We start from the raw sequence: 14,228 nt of genomic DNA on the forward strand, positions 1-14,228 counted from the left end.
GCGATGCACCTGGAGGGCGCTTTACTGCGCGCGGATGTTGGCGGCCTTCAGCACCGGCTCCCATTTGGTCGCCTCGGCGTGCATGTAGGCGTCGAACTCCTTTGCGGAGGAGCCGACCGGCGCTGCGCCGATCTTGCTGAGCGTCGATAGCACGCCGGAATCCTGCAGCGCGGCCTTCAGATCGGCTTCGAGCTTGGACACGATCTCCGGCGGCATGTTTGCCGGTCCAAGAACGCCCCACCAGACCGAGACGTCGTAGCCGGGCACGCCGGCCTCGGCGATGGTCGGAACATCCGGCAGCGCCTTCGAGCGTTCGGCGGAGGTCACCGCCAGCGCGCGCACCGGGCCGCCCTCGAGCTGGCCGATCGCTTCGGCAAGCGGATTGATGCTGAGCGGGATCTCGCCGGCGATCACGGCTGTCAGCGCCGGTGCGCCGCCCTTGTAGGGGATCGCGACGATCTTGGTGCCGGACATGTATTTCAGCAACTCGCCCGCAAGATGCGCCGAGGTGCCGTTACCGGACATGCCGTAGGAGAGCTTGTCCGGCTCCTTCTTGGCGGCGGCAAGGAGATCGCCGAGCGTCCTGTAAGGGCTGTCCTTGGCCACCACGATCGCGAGCGGGGACGAAGCGACTTCGGTGATCGCGGTGAAATCCTTGAATGTGTCGTAAGGGACGCTTGGATAGATGAACTGGTTGAGCGGATGGCCGCTCGCGACCAGGATCAGCGTGTAACCGTCAGGTGCGGACTTGGTCAGCGTTTGCGAGGCGACGATGCCGCCCGCGCCGGGACGATTGTCGATCACGGGCTGCTGCCCCCAGGTCTTCGCCAGCGCCTGGCCCAACGTGCGCGCGAGCACGTCGACTGCTCCACCCGCTGCATAGGGCACCAGGATGTGGACCGGCTTGCTCGGATAGTTGTCGGCTTGAGCTGCGCCCGCTGCCAGCAGCAATGTGGCGCCCAGCAGCAGGCGGCCGATCTTCCTGTTCAAATCCAACATATTCCCAGCACTCCATAGGCGGCGTTCGCGTTCCAGCGGCGCTCTTTCCACGCCGACTGAACCCTACCATCGTTTTTGTTGACGAGACCTGATCTTTTGTACGATAGTACAAATCACATGATACGCAAGCCCACCAGCAGGGAAACAGCCCGCAAGCCGAACATGCGCGAGGCGATCCTCGCCGCGGCCGAGGAGCTGTTCGCCACCAACGGCTTCAATGCCGTGTCGGTGCGAGATATCGCGCATGCCGCCGGGGCCAATCCCGGGAGTGTGACATATCATTTCAGAACCAAGGACGGGTTGCTGCTGGAGATCTACCGGCGCCATTGCGGGCCGATGAACCTGCGCCGTTCCGAGCTGCTTGCCGCTGCCAGGCGTGTGCGCGATCTCCAGGACCGACTGGAGGCGATCGTGCGCGCTTATGTGGTGCCGGCCTTCACCTCCGGCAGCGATCTCGCGGGCGGCGGGGCGCGCTTCACGCGGCTTCGCGCGGTGATGTCGGCGGAGGGCAACGAGGTCGCGCGAAAAATCATCGCGCAGACCTTCGACGACACCAGCCACGCCTTCATCGATGCGATCCACGAGAGCCTGCCGCATATTCCGCGTACGGACATCGTCTGGCGCAGCCACTTTCTGCTCGGTGCGCTCTATTATTCGCTGGTGACGCCGGAGCGCGTTTCGCGCTTGTCGCGCGGCGAGGCCGACGGCAGCGATGCCGCAGGGGCCATCGAGCAATTGGTGCAGGCCACGGTCGCCGCATTCCAGGCACCCGCGCTCGATCAAGCCGCGCCGGCGCGGCGGCGGCCGGTCATCAGCAGCAAGCCTTGAAACAAGCGGTCTCGCTTCGGCCGGTTCACCTGATGACGATGATGTACACGCCGACCATTCCGCCGCCCGATCCAAACACGCGCACGCCGAAGTTCAAGCTGCCGAAGCTGTCCTGCGATGCGCATTGCCACATCTTCGGGCCCGGCGCGAAATATCCGTACGCGCCGGATCGCTCCTACACGCCGCCTGACGCGCCGCTGGAGGATTTTCGCGCGCTGCACGCCAAGCTCGGCGTCGAGCGCGCCGTCATCGTCAATGCCAGCGTGCACGGCACTGACAACACGGTCGCGCTGGATGCCATCGCGCAGAGCGGCGGCGCCTACCGTGCCGTCGCCAATATCGACGACACCATCACCGAACGCGGGCTCCGCGTGCTGCATGACGGCGGCTTCCGCGGCTGCCGCTTCAATTTCGTTCGCCATCTCGGCGGCGTGCCCGACAGACGTGTGTTCGATCGCATCGTCGCGATGGTCTCGCCGCTCGGCTGGCACATCGATCTGCACTTCGATGCGATCGACCTGCCGGAATACGCCGACATGCTGACAAAGCTGCCGCTGACCTACACCATCGACCATATGGGGCGGGTGAAGGCTGCCGACGGGCTCGATCAGCTGCCGTTCAGGATCCTGATCGAGCTGATGCAGCGCGATGAGAAGTGCTGGGTCAAGATCTGCGGCTCGGAGCGGGTGTCCTCGGCCGGTCCGCCGTTCACGGATGCGGTGCCGTTCGCGCGAAAGATCGTCGAGACCGCGCCGGATCGCGTCATCTGGGGAACGGACTGGCCGCATCCAAACGTCAAGGTGATGCCGAATGATGGCGACCTCGTCGATCTGATCCCGCTGTTCGCGCCGGAGCCGGAGTTTCAGCAGAAGATTCTGGTCGACAATCCCGCGCGCCTGTTTGGCTTCGATCAATGAAGGGGCCGCGATCAATATGATGCCTACAAACGAAAGAAGGGAGTTCGTCCCATGAAAACAGGTCTCGTGATCACCGCCCATCCCGGCGATTTCGTCTGGCGCGCCGGCGGCGCCATCGCGCTGCATGCGAAAAAGGGCTATCGCATGAAGATCGTCTGCCTGTCGTTCGGCGAGCGCGGCGAGAGCCAGTTCGCCTGGAAGGAGAAAGGCGCGACGCTTGAATCGGTCAAGGCCGGCCGCAAGGACGAGGCGGAGCGGGCGGCAAAGCTGCTGGGTGCCGAGATCGAGTTCTTCGACTGCGGTGATTATCCGCTGAAGCTCACCGAGGCGCATTTCGACCGCATGGTCGACATCTACCGCGAGCTCAATCCGAGCTTCGTGCTGACGCACGCGCTGGAAGATCCCTATAATTTCGACCATCCGAATGCGGCGCATTTCGCGCAGGAGACGCGCGTGGTCGCGCAGGCGATGGGCCATAAGCCCGGCGCGCAGTACAAATACTCCGCGCCGCCGGTGTTTCTGTTCGAGCCGCACCAGCCGGAGCAATGCAACTACAAGCCGGACCTCCTCCTCAAGATCGACGAGGTCTGGAAGGAGAAGTACGAGGCGTTCCAGATTCTGGCCGCGCAAAAGCATCTCTGGGGCTACTACGAGCGCGTTGCGCTCAACCGCGGCATCCAGGGCAGCCGCAACACCGGCGTGCCCATGACCTATGGCGAGGCCTATCAGCGCCTGTTTCCGACCGTGGCCGAGGAATTGGCATGAAGCCGGTCGTCGTTCGCAACATCAAGCGCGCCGATCCCGCCGGGATGGCAGAATACGGTGTCTCAACCGTGCACGAGGCCTATGGCCGCATCGGTTTGATGAAGCCGTATCTGCGTCCGGTCTGGCCGGGCGCGGCGATCGCCGGACCGGCGGTCACGGTGCTGGCGCAGCCCGGCGACAACTGGATGATCCATGTCGCGGTCGAGCAGTGCAGGAAGGGCGACGTCCTCGTCGTCGGCTGCACCACCGACAACACCGACGGGATGTTCGGCGAGCTGCTTGCGACGTCGCTGCAGGCGCGCGGCGTCCAGGGATTGATCATCGACGCCGGATGCCGCGACGTCAAAGCGCTGCACGAGATGCGCTTTCCGGTGTGGTCACGCGCGGTCTCAGCCAAGGGCACGGTCAAGGCCACGCTCGGCTCGGTCAACGTTCCCGTGGTCTGCGCCGGCGTCAATGTCGATCCCGGCGACATCGTCGTGGCCGATGACGACGGCGTGGTGGTGGTGCCGAAACGCTACGCCGCGGAGGTCGCCGAGAAGGCGAAGAAGCGCAACGCGGACGAGGGCGGCAAGCGCAAGCGGCTTGCCTCCGGCGAGCTCGGTCTCGACATGTACGGCATGCGCGAGGCGCTGACGAAGGCCGGACTGGTGTATGTCGACAATCCCGAGGACGTCTGAGCGGCAATATTGTTTGAGCATGATCTTTCCGGAAAACCGCTGCACACTTTTCCGGATCATGCTCTAGAGAAGCGGAGCGGGCGGATGGATCGTCTCAAGCTGAAAACCGTTCTCGGCAGCCACCCTCATGTCCGGGCGGTGAAGAGCGGCGAGCTCCGCTCTGATCTCTTCGATCTCGACTTCATCACGTACACGCCGACCAACACGGCGTTCAAGCCGATGGTGCGCGAGCAGGCCTTCGACGTCTGCGAGATGGCGATCGTCACCTACCTGATGGCGAAAGCGCACGGCAAGCCGCTGGTGCTGCTGCCGGCGACCATGCTCGGACGCTTCCAGCATGCCTACGCGCTCTACAATCGCGCCCGGGGAACGTTGGGGCCGACCGATCTCGAAGGCAAGCGTGTCGGTATCCGCTCCTTCACGACCACGACGGGCGCCTGGATCAGGGGTATCCTCGCCAACGACTACGGCGTCAATCTCGACAGGATCCACTGGGTGACCTTCGAGGATCCGCACGTGGCCGAATATGTCGACACCGCCGAGCGCGCGCCGAAGGACAAGAAGATTCTCCAGATGCTGATCGACAGCGAGCTCGATGCCGTGCTCGGCGAGACCTCCGACAATCCCAAGCTGAAGCCGCTATTCCCTGATCCCGCCGCCGAGGCCGCCAAATGGTACGCCCGTCGCGGCGTCGTGCCGGTCAACCATCTCGTGGTCGTGACCAAGCAACTTGCCGGATCGCGGCCCGACGTGGTCGCGGGCGTTTATGATCTGCTCAAGCAGAGCAAGGAGCAGGCAGGGCCTGCGGCAACGCCCGATCTCGTTCCGTTCGGGATCGAAGCGAACAGGAAGCCGCTCGAGCTGATCATCGACTATGCATTCCAGCAGGCGCTGATTCCGCGCCGCTATGCGGTCGAGGAACTCTTCGACGAGACAATACGAGGATTGAACTGATGGCAGGTGATCCCAGGCGCTGGCAGATCGGACTGGTCGGCTATGGCGAGGTCGGCAGGATTCTGGCCGAGGATTTGCGTCAGCAGGACATCAGGGTCTCCGCTTATGACATCAAGCTCGGTGGCGAGCAGGCTGCACCGCTGGAGGAGCATGCGGCGAGGTTCGGCGTGGTGCTCGCAGCGTCTCACGCCGAGCTGACCGCGAAATGCGATTTCATCGTCTCCGCGGTCACCGCCAGCCAGGCCGTTCCGGTCGCAAAGGCCTGCGCGGCGGCGATCAATCAGGGCACCTGGTTTCTCGATTTCAATTCGGCATCGCCGGGTGCCAAGCAGCGCGCCGCCGCCCTGATCGACGGCGCTGCCGGGCGCTATGTCGAGGGTGCCGTGATGACCTCGGTGCCGCCCTATCGCATCAAGGTGCCACTGCTGCTCGGCGGGCCCGGTGCGAGGGAGCTGGAGCCGCTGCTGAACGCGATCGGCTTTGCCGCGAAGGTTGCGAGCGACAAGCTCGGCGTATCCTCTGCGGTGAAGATGTGCCGCAGCATCATGATCAAGGGCCTGGAGGCCATGGTCATCGAAAGCTTCACCACCGCCCGCGCCTATGGTGTCGAGGACGCGGTGCTGGCCTCGCTCGCGGAGACGTTCCCGGACATCAATTGGGAGAAACAGGGCGCCTATTGCTTCCAGCGCGTGATCGAGCACGGCCGTCGCCGCGCCGAGGAGGTGCGCGAGGTCGCTGAAACCGTGCGCGAGGCGGGTTTGACGCCATGGTCCGCGCAAGGCACGGCCGAACGGCAGGCCTGGGTGGCTGATCTCGCAGATGAAGGGCTGTTCGGCCCCAGGGGCACGGAGGACTTCGCCCGCAGCGCGGATTGGCGGACCGAGGCCGACCGGATCCTCGCGAAGATCAAGCGCACCACGTAATCAGCTCAAGACCGCGCCGCTGGTCTGAAAACTCTCCGCGTGCACCTTCGCAAGATGTCCGGGACATGAGCGGACCGCTCTCAGCTCCTGGGAGTGAACAGGGTGGGCCGCTGCCGCGCAAATGTCTGCCGGCCATCCTTGAAACCCATCAGGACATCGGGCAACTCGGCGATAGCGAAGCGGCTGTCTTGCGTATCGAGCACGATGAGGTCGGCGGGATTGCCGACCTTGATACCGTAATCGCCAAGGTTCATCAGCCGGGCCGACAGCTCGGTCACCAGATCGAGGCAGGTGTCGAAATCGCTCACCGAGGCGTGTGCGACATTGGCGTAGAAATTTGCCATCCGCAGCAGCGAGGCGTCGCCGAACGGCGTGAAGGGATTGAGCACGTTGTTGGTTGCGACCGAGCACACGATGCCGTCGCCCGCAAGCTTGTGGGCGAGTGTCAGTCCGCGCGGCGCGTTGTGGGTGGCTTCGCGGCCCATCAGATAGAGATCGGTCGCGGGCAGCACGGTGACGGCAACGCCGGCTCTTGCCAGTTGCGCGGTGGCGGCTTTGAGCGGCTCCGGCGGCAAAGCCGACAGCTTCGTAGCGTGGCCGATCGCCACGCGTCCCCCGTAGTTTCGCCGCTCGGTCTGACGGCAGACCTCATCGAGGTGCCACCAGGAGGGGTCGAGATCGAAATCGAGATGAAGGTCGACGTCGACGTCGAATTCCTCAGCTAGATCGAAGATGCGCGCGAGATGCGCGTTCGGGTCGGTGTCCATATAGGGACAGCCGCCGATGGCCTCGCCGCCGTTGCGCAGCGCCTGGATCAGCAGTTCCTCGGCTCCGGGATCGTTGGTCAGGCCCTCCTGCGGAAAGACACAGAGTTCGAGATCGACCGCCCAGGCGTAGTCGCGCTTGAGCGACTTGATCGCCTCGAAGCCGCGCAAGCCGATGCGCGGATCGATCTCGACATGCGTGCGCATGCGCGTGGTGCCATGCACGATGGCGCGTTCGAGCACTCTTGCGCCGCGCGCGTAGACGTCCTCGACGGTGAAATCCTTCTTCATCCCGGCGACGGCACGGATTGCTTCCGAGACGCTGCCGTGATCGTGCCCGCAGCGGCCGAGCAGGCAGGCCTTGTCGAGATGGATGTGGGTATCGACGAAGCCGGGCAGGGCGAGGCGGCCACCGACCTCCACCTCGACGGCCTCGCAGCCAAGCCCTTCGCAGGTCAGCTTCGGCTCGATCGCGGCGATGCGGCCGCCCTTCACGCCGATATCGACGGGTGCGGCGGATGAGCGCAACAGCGCGTTGCGGAAGATCAGGTCGAAGGCGGTTTCGGTGGCCATGGCGTCGGATTCAGCTTCGGCAACCTAGCCGAAGCTGGAGGAGCAGGCAGCTCCAGATTGTGTGCACTTATGCCGCTCCATTGTCTAAAAAATATGCATGCACTTTGGCCCACGGATCGTAAGATATCTCCCACCTGGAGAGCCCCCGCCATGTCCGTCCCCGCAAAAGCCGAACGTCCGATGACCGACGCCGAGATCGTCGAAGCCTATCTCACGGCGTCGATGATCCCCGATCCCGATGCCGCGGCGGCCTATATGAAGCCGGGCACCGTGATTACGTTCACCGGCGGGCGCGAGTTCGATCATCCGCGCGGGCCGACCGGCTTCAACGCCAGGCGCTATCGCTGGGTGAAGAAGAAGATGGACCGCTTTGATGTCTGCCCCGGTGCGGACGAGACTGTGGTCTACAGCGTCGGCACGCTCTACGGCGAGTGGATGGACGGCACGCCATTCGAGGGCAATCGCTATGTCGATCGCTTCGTCGTCCGGGGCGGCCAGATCGTGAAGATGGACGTGTGGAACGACAGCGCGGAGCGCATCCTCGTTCAGCGCGGCATCGAGGCTTAGCCCCTTCGTGCGATTTTCGTCAGCTTGACGACGCGATCGCTCGTCACCTCGTCGGCGTAGGGCGCGAGGATATCGAGGAGGTCGCGGCCGCGCTGCGGAGCAGGGGCCACCAATGCACGACTGGCCACGGAATCCAGGTGATGATGCATCAATTCCATCACCTTGACCTCGTCGCCCCTGGCGAGCGCGGCGATGATGGCGCGGTGCTCGTTGATGGCACATTCGCTGGAATGGGGCCGGCTGTAGAGCGACAGCGTCAGGCAGCAGCGATAGGCGACCTCGCTCACATAGCGCACCAGGATCGGGCTGTTCGTCATGTGTGCGAGCAGGATGTGGAATTCGGTGGCGAGCCGGATCGAGACCGCATCCGTGCCGCCGCGCGCGCGATCCTCGGCGTCGACATGGGCGTTCAGCTCGGCGATCTGCGCCTTAGTCAGCTTGCCCGCGAGCTGGCGCACGACGAGCCGTTCGAGCTCGATGCGGATGTCGAAGGCGTCGCGCGCCTCCTGCCAGCTCGGCGTTGCCACCACCGCGATCCGGTTGCGGCGCAGCTCGACGAGGCCCTCCGCGGCGAGTTGCCCAAGCGCGTGGCGGGCAATGGTGCGGCTGACGCCGAAACGCTCGCCGAGCGCATCCTCCGGCAGCTTTGCGCCGGGCTCCAGCGCCTGCTCGATGATCGCGCGCCTGAGCGCGCGGCAGATCACGCTGACCTTGTCCGACGATTCAGAAGTCTTGCTGCTGGGGCGCGCCGCCATCGGCGAATCCTTGGGATGGGTCGAAGCCTCTCTTTAGCACAGTCCTGCAGTGATCCGGCGCTCCAATTGCATGCAGTTTGATGTCGAGATTGCCTAAATCGAATCCGACCGGCCGCCGCGGGGATTTGGCAAATCATTGAATTTGCGGGGGGCGCGGACTGGCACCCAGCTTGCATGCACTTTGGCTGTGATGCGCATGCAACCCAACGCCCAGTTTGACGGCCAGCCCGTTCCCGAAGGCGCCACGGCCATCGAGCTGTCCGAGGCCTCCGTGACCTTCGGGCGCGGCGACCGCGCCGTGCCCGCCCTGTCGAAGACCACCTTGAAGATCGCCGACGGCGAGTTTGTCGCACTGGTTGGCCCATCAGGATGCGGCAAATCGACCATTCTGCGTCTCGTCAGCGGCCTCGTGCAGCCGACCAGCGGCGTCGTCATCGTGGGCGGCCGCGAAGTCGCGGCGCGCGCAATGCGGGTCGGCATGGCCTTCCAGAATCCGACCATGCTGCCGTGGATGACCATCGAGCGGAACATCATGTTGCCGCTGAAGATCGTCGAGCCGTTCCGCTCGAATTTCCGGAAGCTGCGCAAGACCGAATTCCGCGACAAGGCCAACGCGCTGCTGGAGCAGGTCGGCCTCAAGGGTTTTGGCAGTCGTTACCCCTGGCAGCTCTCCGGCGGCATGCTCCAGCGCGCCAATCTCTGCCGCGCCTTGATCCACGAACCGCGCATGCTGCTGCTGGATGAGCCGTTCGGCGCGCTCGACCAGTTCACCCGCGAAGAGCTATGGGCGATCCTGCAGAACCTCTGGATGACGCACAAGCCGACTGTGCTGCTGGTCACCCACGATCTGCGCGAGGCCGGCTTTCTCGCCAGCCGCATCTGCGTGATGAGCGCGCGTCCCGGCCGCATCCTCGACGACAGCCGTGTCGAATTCGCCCGGCCGCGCACCGTCGCCATGACCTTCGAGCCGGAATTCGTCGCGCTGAACCAGAAGCTGCGGACCTTCATCGAGGATGCGCGCAGCGCGGCTGAGCAGGGGACAGGCTGATGTTCGGGATCGATATCAGGCAGAAAGCGTGGTCGGCGGGGCTGATCGTGTTGTTCTTCGTCGCCTGGGAGCTGTTCTGCCTGATGACCGGCATGTCGGATCTCGTGCTGCCGCGACCCTCGCAGGTGTTCTTGACGTTGTACCAACGCTTCCCGGTGCTGTGGCCGCACATCGTGCAGACGCTGGCGACCACCATGTTCGGCTTCGTCCTCGGTGTCGCGCTCGGCGTCGCCCTCGGCGCGATCATCGGCGTCTCGAAGACGGCCTATGACACCTGCTATCCGCTGTTGATCGGCTTCTCCTCCATCCCCAAGGTCGCGGTGGTGCCGATCTTCGTGCTGTGGTTCGGTTCCGGCACGGTGCCGGCGGTGCTGACTGCGCTGTCGATCTGCTTCTTCCCGATCGTCGTGAATATCGCCACGGGCCTTGCGACCACCGAGCCCGAGCTCGAAGACGTGTTGAAGGCGCTCGGCGCCAGCAAGCTCGACATCCTCTGGAATGTCGGCCTGCCCAGGACCATGCCCTTCTTCTTCGCCTCGCTGAAGGTTGCGATCTCATACGCTTTCGTCGGCGCGGTGCTGTCGGAGACCGTCGCCTCCAACCGCGGCATCGGCAACGTCATGATGACCGCGTCCTCCAATTTCAACGTGCCGCTGGTGTTCGCCGGCCTGTTCGTGCTCGCCGGGCTCGGCGTCGCACTCTATGTCGTGTTCTCGCTGATCGAGGGGCGGGTCACCGGCTGGGCGACGCGCAAGAACGACGTAATCGCAACCTGAATTCTTGAACCGTACGCAACGAAGCTGAGGAGGTCTCGATGTTGAGGAAGTTAAGTGCGGCGCTGGTGGGATTGGCGCTGTCCGCAGGAGCCGCCACGGCGGAAGAAACCACGATCAAGTTCACGCTGGGCTGGAAGACCCAGGGCAGCGACGCGGCGTTCTTCTATGCCAAGGACAACGGCTTCTTCAAGGAAGAAGGCCTCAACGTCATCATCGACCAGGGCGAGGGCTCCGGCGCCACCGTCACGCGCGTGATGTCTGGCGCCTATGACGCGGGCTTCGGCGACGTCAATGCCATTATCCAGAATGCCTCGAGCAAGCCGCAGGAGGCGCCCGTCATGGTCTACATGATGTGGAATCAGCCGCCGTTCGCGATCGTCGCCAAGAAGACCAGCGGCATCAACACCATCAAGGATTTCGAAGGCCACACACTCGGCGGCGCGCAGGGCACGCCGACGACGCGCCTCCTGCCGGTGTTCACGCGCAAGAACGGTCTCGACGGCGAGAAGATCAAGATCTCCAACATGGCGCCGAACCTGCAGGAGCCGATGCTGATCAAGGGCGACATCGATGCGGCCCTCGTCTTCAACATCACCAGCTATTTCAACCTGGTGCTGAACCGCCAGGATCCGGACAAGGATTTCAAATGGTTCTCGTTCGGTGAGTACGGCCTCGATCTCTATTCGAATGGCGTGATGGTCTCGCGCAAGCTGATCGCCTCGAACCCGAAGGCCGTCGCGGGCCTGGTCCGCGCCATCAACAAGGGCGCGATCGCGGTCGCCAAGGACCAGAATGCCGGCATGAAGGCGGCCACGAACTACGACAACCTCATCAACGCCGACGTCGAGAAGCGCCGGCTGCAATATTCCTTCGAGAAGCTGATCGTCTCGCCGGAGATGAAAGAGATCGGCATCGGCGACATCAAGGATGACCGCATGGCACGCGCCATCGGCATCGTGGTCGAGGGCTATCAGCTCGCCCGGACGCCGACGCCGGCGGAGGTGTTCTCGCGAGAGTTCCTGCCGCCGCGCGCGGAGCGGGAGCTGGTGTATACGGCCAACTGATCCCGGAGCGACGGCGATGGCCACGGAGATTTCGGCAACGAGCCTGTTCCGCGGCCCTGACCTCGGTGTCAGCGACAATGTCGTGCTGCGGCACGATGGCGGCGTCATCACCGATATCGCGGAAGGAGCGGGGCCGGGGCCACGTTCCTTCGTCATCCCGGCCTTCGTCAACGCCCATGACCACGCCCGTGCCACCGCATCGTCCTTCGGCGCGGTCGGCATGCCCCTGGAAAGCTGGATCCTGCGCACCGCGCTGGGCACGCCTGTCGATCCCTATCTGACCGCGGCCTCCGCATTGGCGCGTTCCGCAAGGGCCGGCTGCGCGGCGATGATGGTGCACTACACGCGCCCGAGCGGGACGATGCCCCTGGTCGACGAGGCGAAGGCCATCGCGAAGGCTGCGTCCGACGTCGGCATCCGCATCGCGTTTGCGATGGCCGTGCGTGACCAGAATCCGATCGTCTACGGTGATGCCGAGCCTGTGCTCTCGGGTCTCTCCGGCCCTGATCGCAAGACCGTCGAGGAGCTGTTCGTCCGCGCGCCGATGTCGCCAAAGGCGTATATTGAACTCACGGACGCCATGGCCGCGGCCATCGCCGGTCCGATGGTGGACGTGCAGCTCGGGCCTGCGGGCGTGCAATGGTGCTCGAAGCCGCTGCTGGAAGCAGTGGCGGAGAGTTCGGCGCGGACCGGCCGCCGGATCCACATGCATCTGCTGGAGACCGTGTACCAGCGTGCCTGGGCCGATCAGAATTTTCCCGACATGGTGCGCTGGCTTCGCGACGTTGGCTTCCTCTCCGAGCGGCTGACGCTGGCGCACTGCATCCACGCCCGCCCGGACGAGCTGGAGATGATCGCGGCCTCCGGTACGCGCATCGTCACCAATTTCAGCTCGAACATGCATCTGCGCTCGGGGCTCGCTCCGATTGCCGCCGCGCACGAATGCGGCTGCGCCATCGCTGTCGGCGTCGACGGGCTGGCGCTGGACGAGGACGACGACATCCTGCGCGAGATGCGGCTGGTGCAGATGGCCCATGGCGGCCTCGGCTTCAGGCAGACGTGGACGCCGGCCGAGATGTTCTCGCTCGCCATCCGCAACGGGCGCCGCACCACCGGCGCGCCCGGGAGCGGCGAGCTCGGTATCGGAAATCCCGCCGACTACGTCGTGATCGATCTCGACCGGCTCGACCGCGACCGGATCATGCCGGTCGACCCCATGGCGCTGCTGTTCGCGCGCGGCAATGCGTCCCTCGTGAAGGAGGTCGTCGTCGCCGGCAAGACGATCGTGAGGGACGGGGTCTGTTCCGGCGTTGATCTGCCGGCCATCGAGCAGGAATTGCGGGCGCTGTATCGGACCGGCGCGGGCAAGCTCGCGAGCTTCCAGCGGATCTGGCCACCCCTGTCGGAGCGCTTGAACGGCTGGTTCGAACAGCAGCTGACATGTCAGTGAAGCGCCTCCCGTTCGGGCAGGATCGAAAAGCGCGATAGCTGGTAGTCGCTGTCCCGTCTGGTGGGCGCTGCCTGTGCGGGTTATCACCTCCGCTATCTCGTCTCGACCCCGGTCGATGACCCATCCAGGAGCAGCCGATGCGTCTACCCACCCTTATTCTGGCCCTGACATATCTTGCGGGCGCAGCGTCAGCCGAGGACCTCACGGGCACGCTCCAGAAGGTGAAGGAGAGCAAGAAGATCACGATGGGCTACCAGGAGGCCTCGGTCCCGTTCAGCTATCTGGACGGCAACCAGAAGCCGGTCGGCTTTGCCATGGACATCTGCCTCAAGATCGTCGAGGCCGTGAAGAAGCAGCTCGGCATGCCCGACATCGCCGTCGACACGCTCGCCGTGACCTCGTCGAACCGGATCCCCTTGATGGTCAACGGCACGCTCGATCTGCATTGCTCGGCGACCACCAACAACGCCGACCGCCAGAAGCAGGTCGCCTTCACCAACACGCATTTCCTCAGCGCGACGCGGTTCGCGGCCAAGAAGGCCGCCAAGATCAACGCCATCGACGATCTCAAGGGCAAGGCGGTCACGGCGGTGGCGGGATCGGTCAACCTGACGCAGCTTGCCAAGGTCAACACCGAGCGCAATCTCGGCATCAATGTGATGCCGGCCAAGGACCAGGCCGAGGCCTTCCTGTTGCTGGAAACTGACCGCGCCCAGGCCTACGCGCTCGACGACGTGCAGCTCGCGGTCGCCATTGCGCGGTCGAAGGAGCCGCAAGCTTACATGATCAGCGAGGAGGCGTTCTCCAAGCCGGAGCCGTACGGCATCATGCTGCGGCGGGAGGATGCGCCATTCAAGGCGCTCGCCGACCGTGCAACAGCGGAGCTCTATGCAAGCCCGGAGATCGAGGTGCTCTACAAGAAGTGGCTGCAATCGCCGACCCCGCCGAACGGCCTCAACTACAACGTCCCGATGTCTTCGGCCTTGCGCAACGCCTTCAAGAAGCCGAGTTCGAGCGCCGACCCTGATGTCTATGTGGTGAACTGAGGCTGAGACGCTGCGCATTATTGCGCCCTCTCCCCTTGTGGGAGAGGGCAACTCCGCTCGTAGACAAAAGCTAGCTCGGGTGAGGGGTATGTCTCCGCGCGCGAAACTCTAAATTCGTG

The 14,228-nt window shown here is 64.4% G+C and carries 15 protein-coding genes; 12 read left to right on the forward strand and 3 right to left on the reverse strand.

All coding sequences use genetic code 11. The annotated features are described in order from the left end of the window. Positions 1-21: 21 nt before the first annotated feature. Complete coding sequence (locus tag FJV43_RS32575; protein ID WP_239623075.1) at positions 22-999, reverse strand: tripartite tricarboxylate transporter substrate binding protein; 978 nt, start codon at positions 997-999, stop codon at positions 22-24. Between the two features lie 117 nt (positions 1,000-1,116). On the opposite strand from FJV43_RS32575, the gene FJV43_RS32580 reads away from it, so the two are divergent. From FJV43_RS32580 to FJV43_RS32605, 6 genes are all read left to right on the forward strand, one after another. After that, entirely contained in the window at positions 1,117-1,827 is a 711-nt protein-coding gene (locus FJV43_RS32580; RefSeq protein WP_239623076.1) for a TetR/AcrR family transcriptional regulator, read from the forward strand. 32 nt (positions 1,828-1,859) lie between these two features. Next, positions 1,860-2,744: an amidohydrolase family protein gene (locus FJV43_RS32585; RefSeq protein ID WP_239629715.1), complete on the forward strand. Its 885-nt coding sequence runs from the start codon at positions 1,860-1,862 to the stop codon at positions 2,742-2,744. A gap of 51 nt (positions 2,745-2,795) precedes the next feature. Beyond that, a complete protein-coding gene (locus FJV43_RS32590) occupies positions 2,796-3,509 on the forward strand; it encodes a PIG-L deacetylase family protein (protein ID WP_008552603.1) in 714 nt (237 codons plus the stop codon). Further along, a complete protein-coding gene (locus FJV43_RS32595) occupies positions 3,506-4,189 on the forward strand; it encodes a 4-carboxy-4-hydroxy-2-oxoadipate aldolase/oxaloacetate decarboxylase (RefSeq protein WP_239623077.1) in 684 nt (227 codons plus the stop codon). Before FJV43_RS32590 ends, FJV43_RS32595 begins: the two co-directional genes overlap by 4 nt. Positions 4,190-4,273: 84 nt before the next feature. Then, positions 4,274-5,143, forward strand: a complete 870-nt coding sequence (locus FJV43_RS32600) for a hypothetical protein (protein WP_239623078.1) — start codon at positions 4,274-4,276, stop codon at positions 5,141-5,143. Further along, the gene (locus tag FJV43_RS32605; protein WP_239623079.1) at positions 5,143-6,066 is read left to right on the forward strand and encodes an NAD(P)-dependent oxidoreductase; all 924 of its coding nucleotides are present in this window, start codon (positions 5,143-5,145) and stop codon (positions 6,064-6,066) included. Before FJV43_RS32600 ends, FJV43_RS32605 begins: the two co-directional genes overlap by 1 nt. Positions 6,067-6,146: 80 nt before the next feature. Here FJV43_RS32605 and FJV43_RS32610 read toward each other — a convergent pair whose 3' ends face one another. Continuing rightward, on the reverse strand, positions 6,147-7,403 hold the full coding sequence (locus FJV43_RS32610; RefSeq protein WP_239623080.1) for an amidohydrolase family protein: 1,257 nt from the start codon (positions 7,401-7,403) through the stop codon (positions 6,147-6,149). Between the two features lie 150 nt (positions 7,404-7,553). Here FJV43_RS32610 and FJV43_RS32615 point away from each other — a divergent pair, with 150 nt between their 5' ends. Further along, complete coding sequence (locus FJV43_RS32615; protein ID WP_239623081.1) at positions 7,554-7,970, forward strand: nuclear transport factor 2 family protein; 417 nt, start codon at positions 7,554-7,556, stop codon at positions 7,968-7,970. Here FJV43_RS32615 and FJV43_RS32620 read toward each other — a convergent pair. Then, positions 7,967-8,725, reverse strand: coding sequence for a GntR family transcriptional regulator (locus FJV43_RS32620; RefSeq protein WP_239623082.1), 759 nt, complete (start codon positions 8,723-8,725; stop codon positions 7,967-7,969). The two genes, FJV43_RS32615 and FJV43_RS32620, sit on opposite strands and share 4 nt — an antisense overlap. Positions 8,726-8,915: 190 nt before the next feature. Here FJV43_RS32620 and FJV43_RS32625 point away from each other — a divergent pair, with 190 nt between their 5' ends. The 5 genes from FJV43_RS32625 to FJV43_RS32645 all read left to right on the forward strand — a co-directional run bounded on the left by FJV43_RS32625 (position 8,916) and on the right by FJV43_RS32645 (position 14,109). After that, positions 8,916-9,773 carry an ABC transporter ATP-binding protein gene (locus tag FJV43_RS32625; RefSeq protein WP_239623083.1) on the forward strand — a complete coding sequence of 286 codons (858 nt, stop codon included), beginning with the start codon at positions 8,916-8,918 and terminating at the stop codon, positions 9,771-9,773. Beyond that, positions 9,773-10,549: an ABC transporter permease gene (locus tag FJV43_RS32630; RefSeq protein WP_194387869.1), complete on the forward strand. Its 777-nt coding sequence runs from the start codon at positions 9,773-9,775 to the stop codon at positions 10,547-10,549. Before FJV43_RS32625 ends, FJV43_RS32630 begins: the two co-directional genes overlap by 1 nt. A 38-nt stretch (positions 10,550-10,587) precedes the next feature. Next, complete coding sequence (locus tag FJV43_RS32635; protein WP_028179218.1) at positions 10,588-11,613, forward strand: ABC transporter substrate-binding protein; 1,026 nt, start codon at positions 10,588-10,590, stop codon at positions 11,611-11,613. Positions 11,614-11,629: 16 nt separating this feature from the next. Then, entirely contained in the window at positions 11,630-13,063 is a 1,434-nt protein-coding gene (locus FJV43_RS32640; RefSeq protein WP_239623084.1) for an amidohydrolase family protein, read from the forward strand. 137 nt (positions 13,064-13,200) lie between these two features. Beyond that, positions 13,201-14,109: an amino acid ABC transporter substrate-binding protein gene (locus FJV43_RS32645; RefSeq protein WP_239623085.1), complete on the forward strand. Its 909-nt coding sequence runs from the start codon at positions 13,201-13,203 to the stop codon at positions 14,107-14,109. Positions 14,110-14,228: the final 119 nt, after the last annotated feature.

The organism is Bradyrhizobium sp. I71, from assembly GCF_022354745.1.
GTDB classification, from domain to species: domain Bacteria; phylum Pseudomonadota; class Alphaproteobacteria; order Rhizobiales; family Xanthobacteraceae; genus Bradyrhizobium; species Bradyrhizobium liaoningense.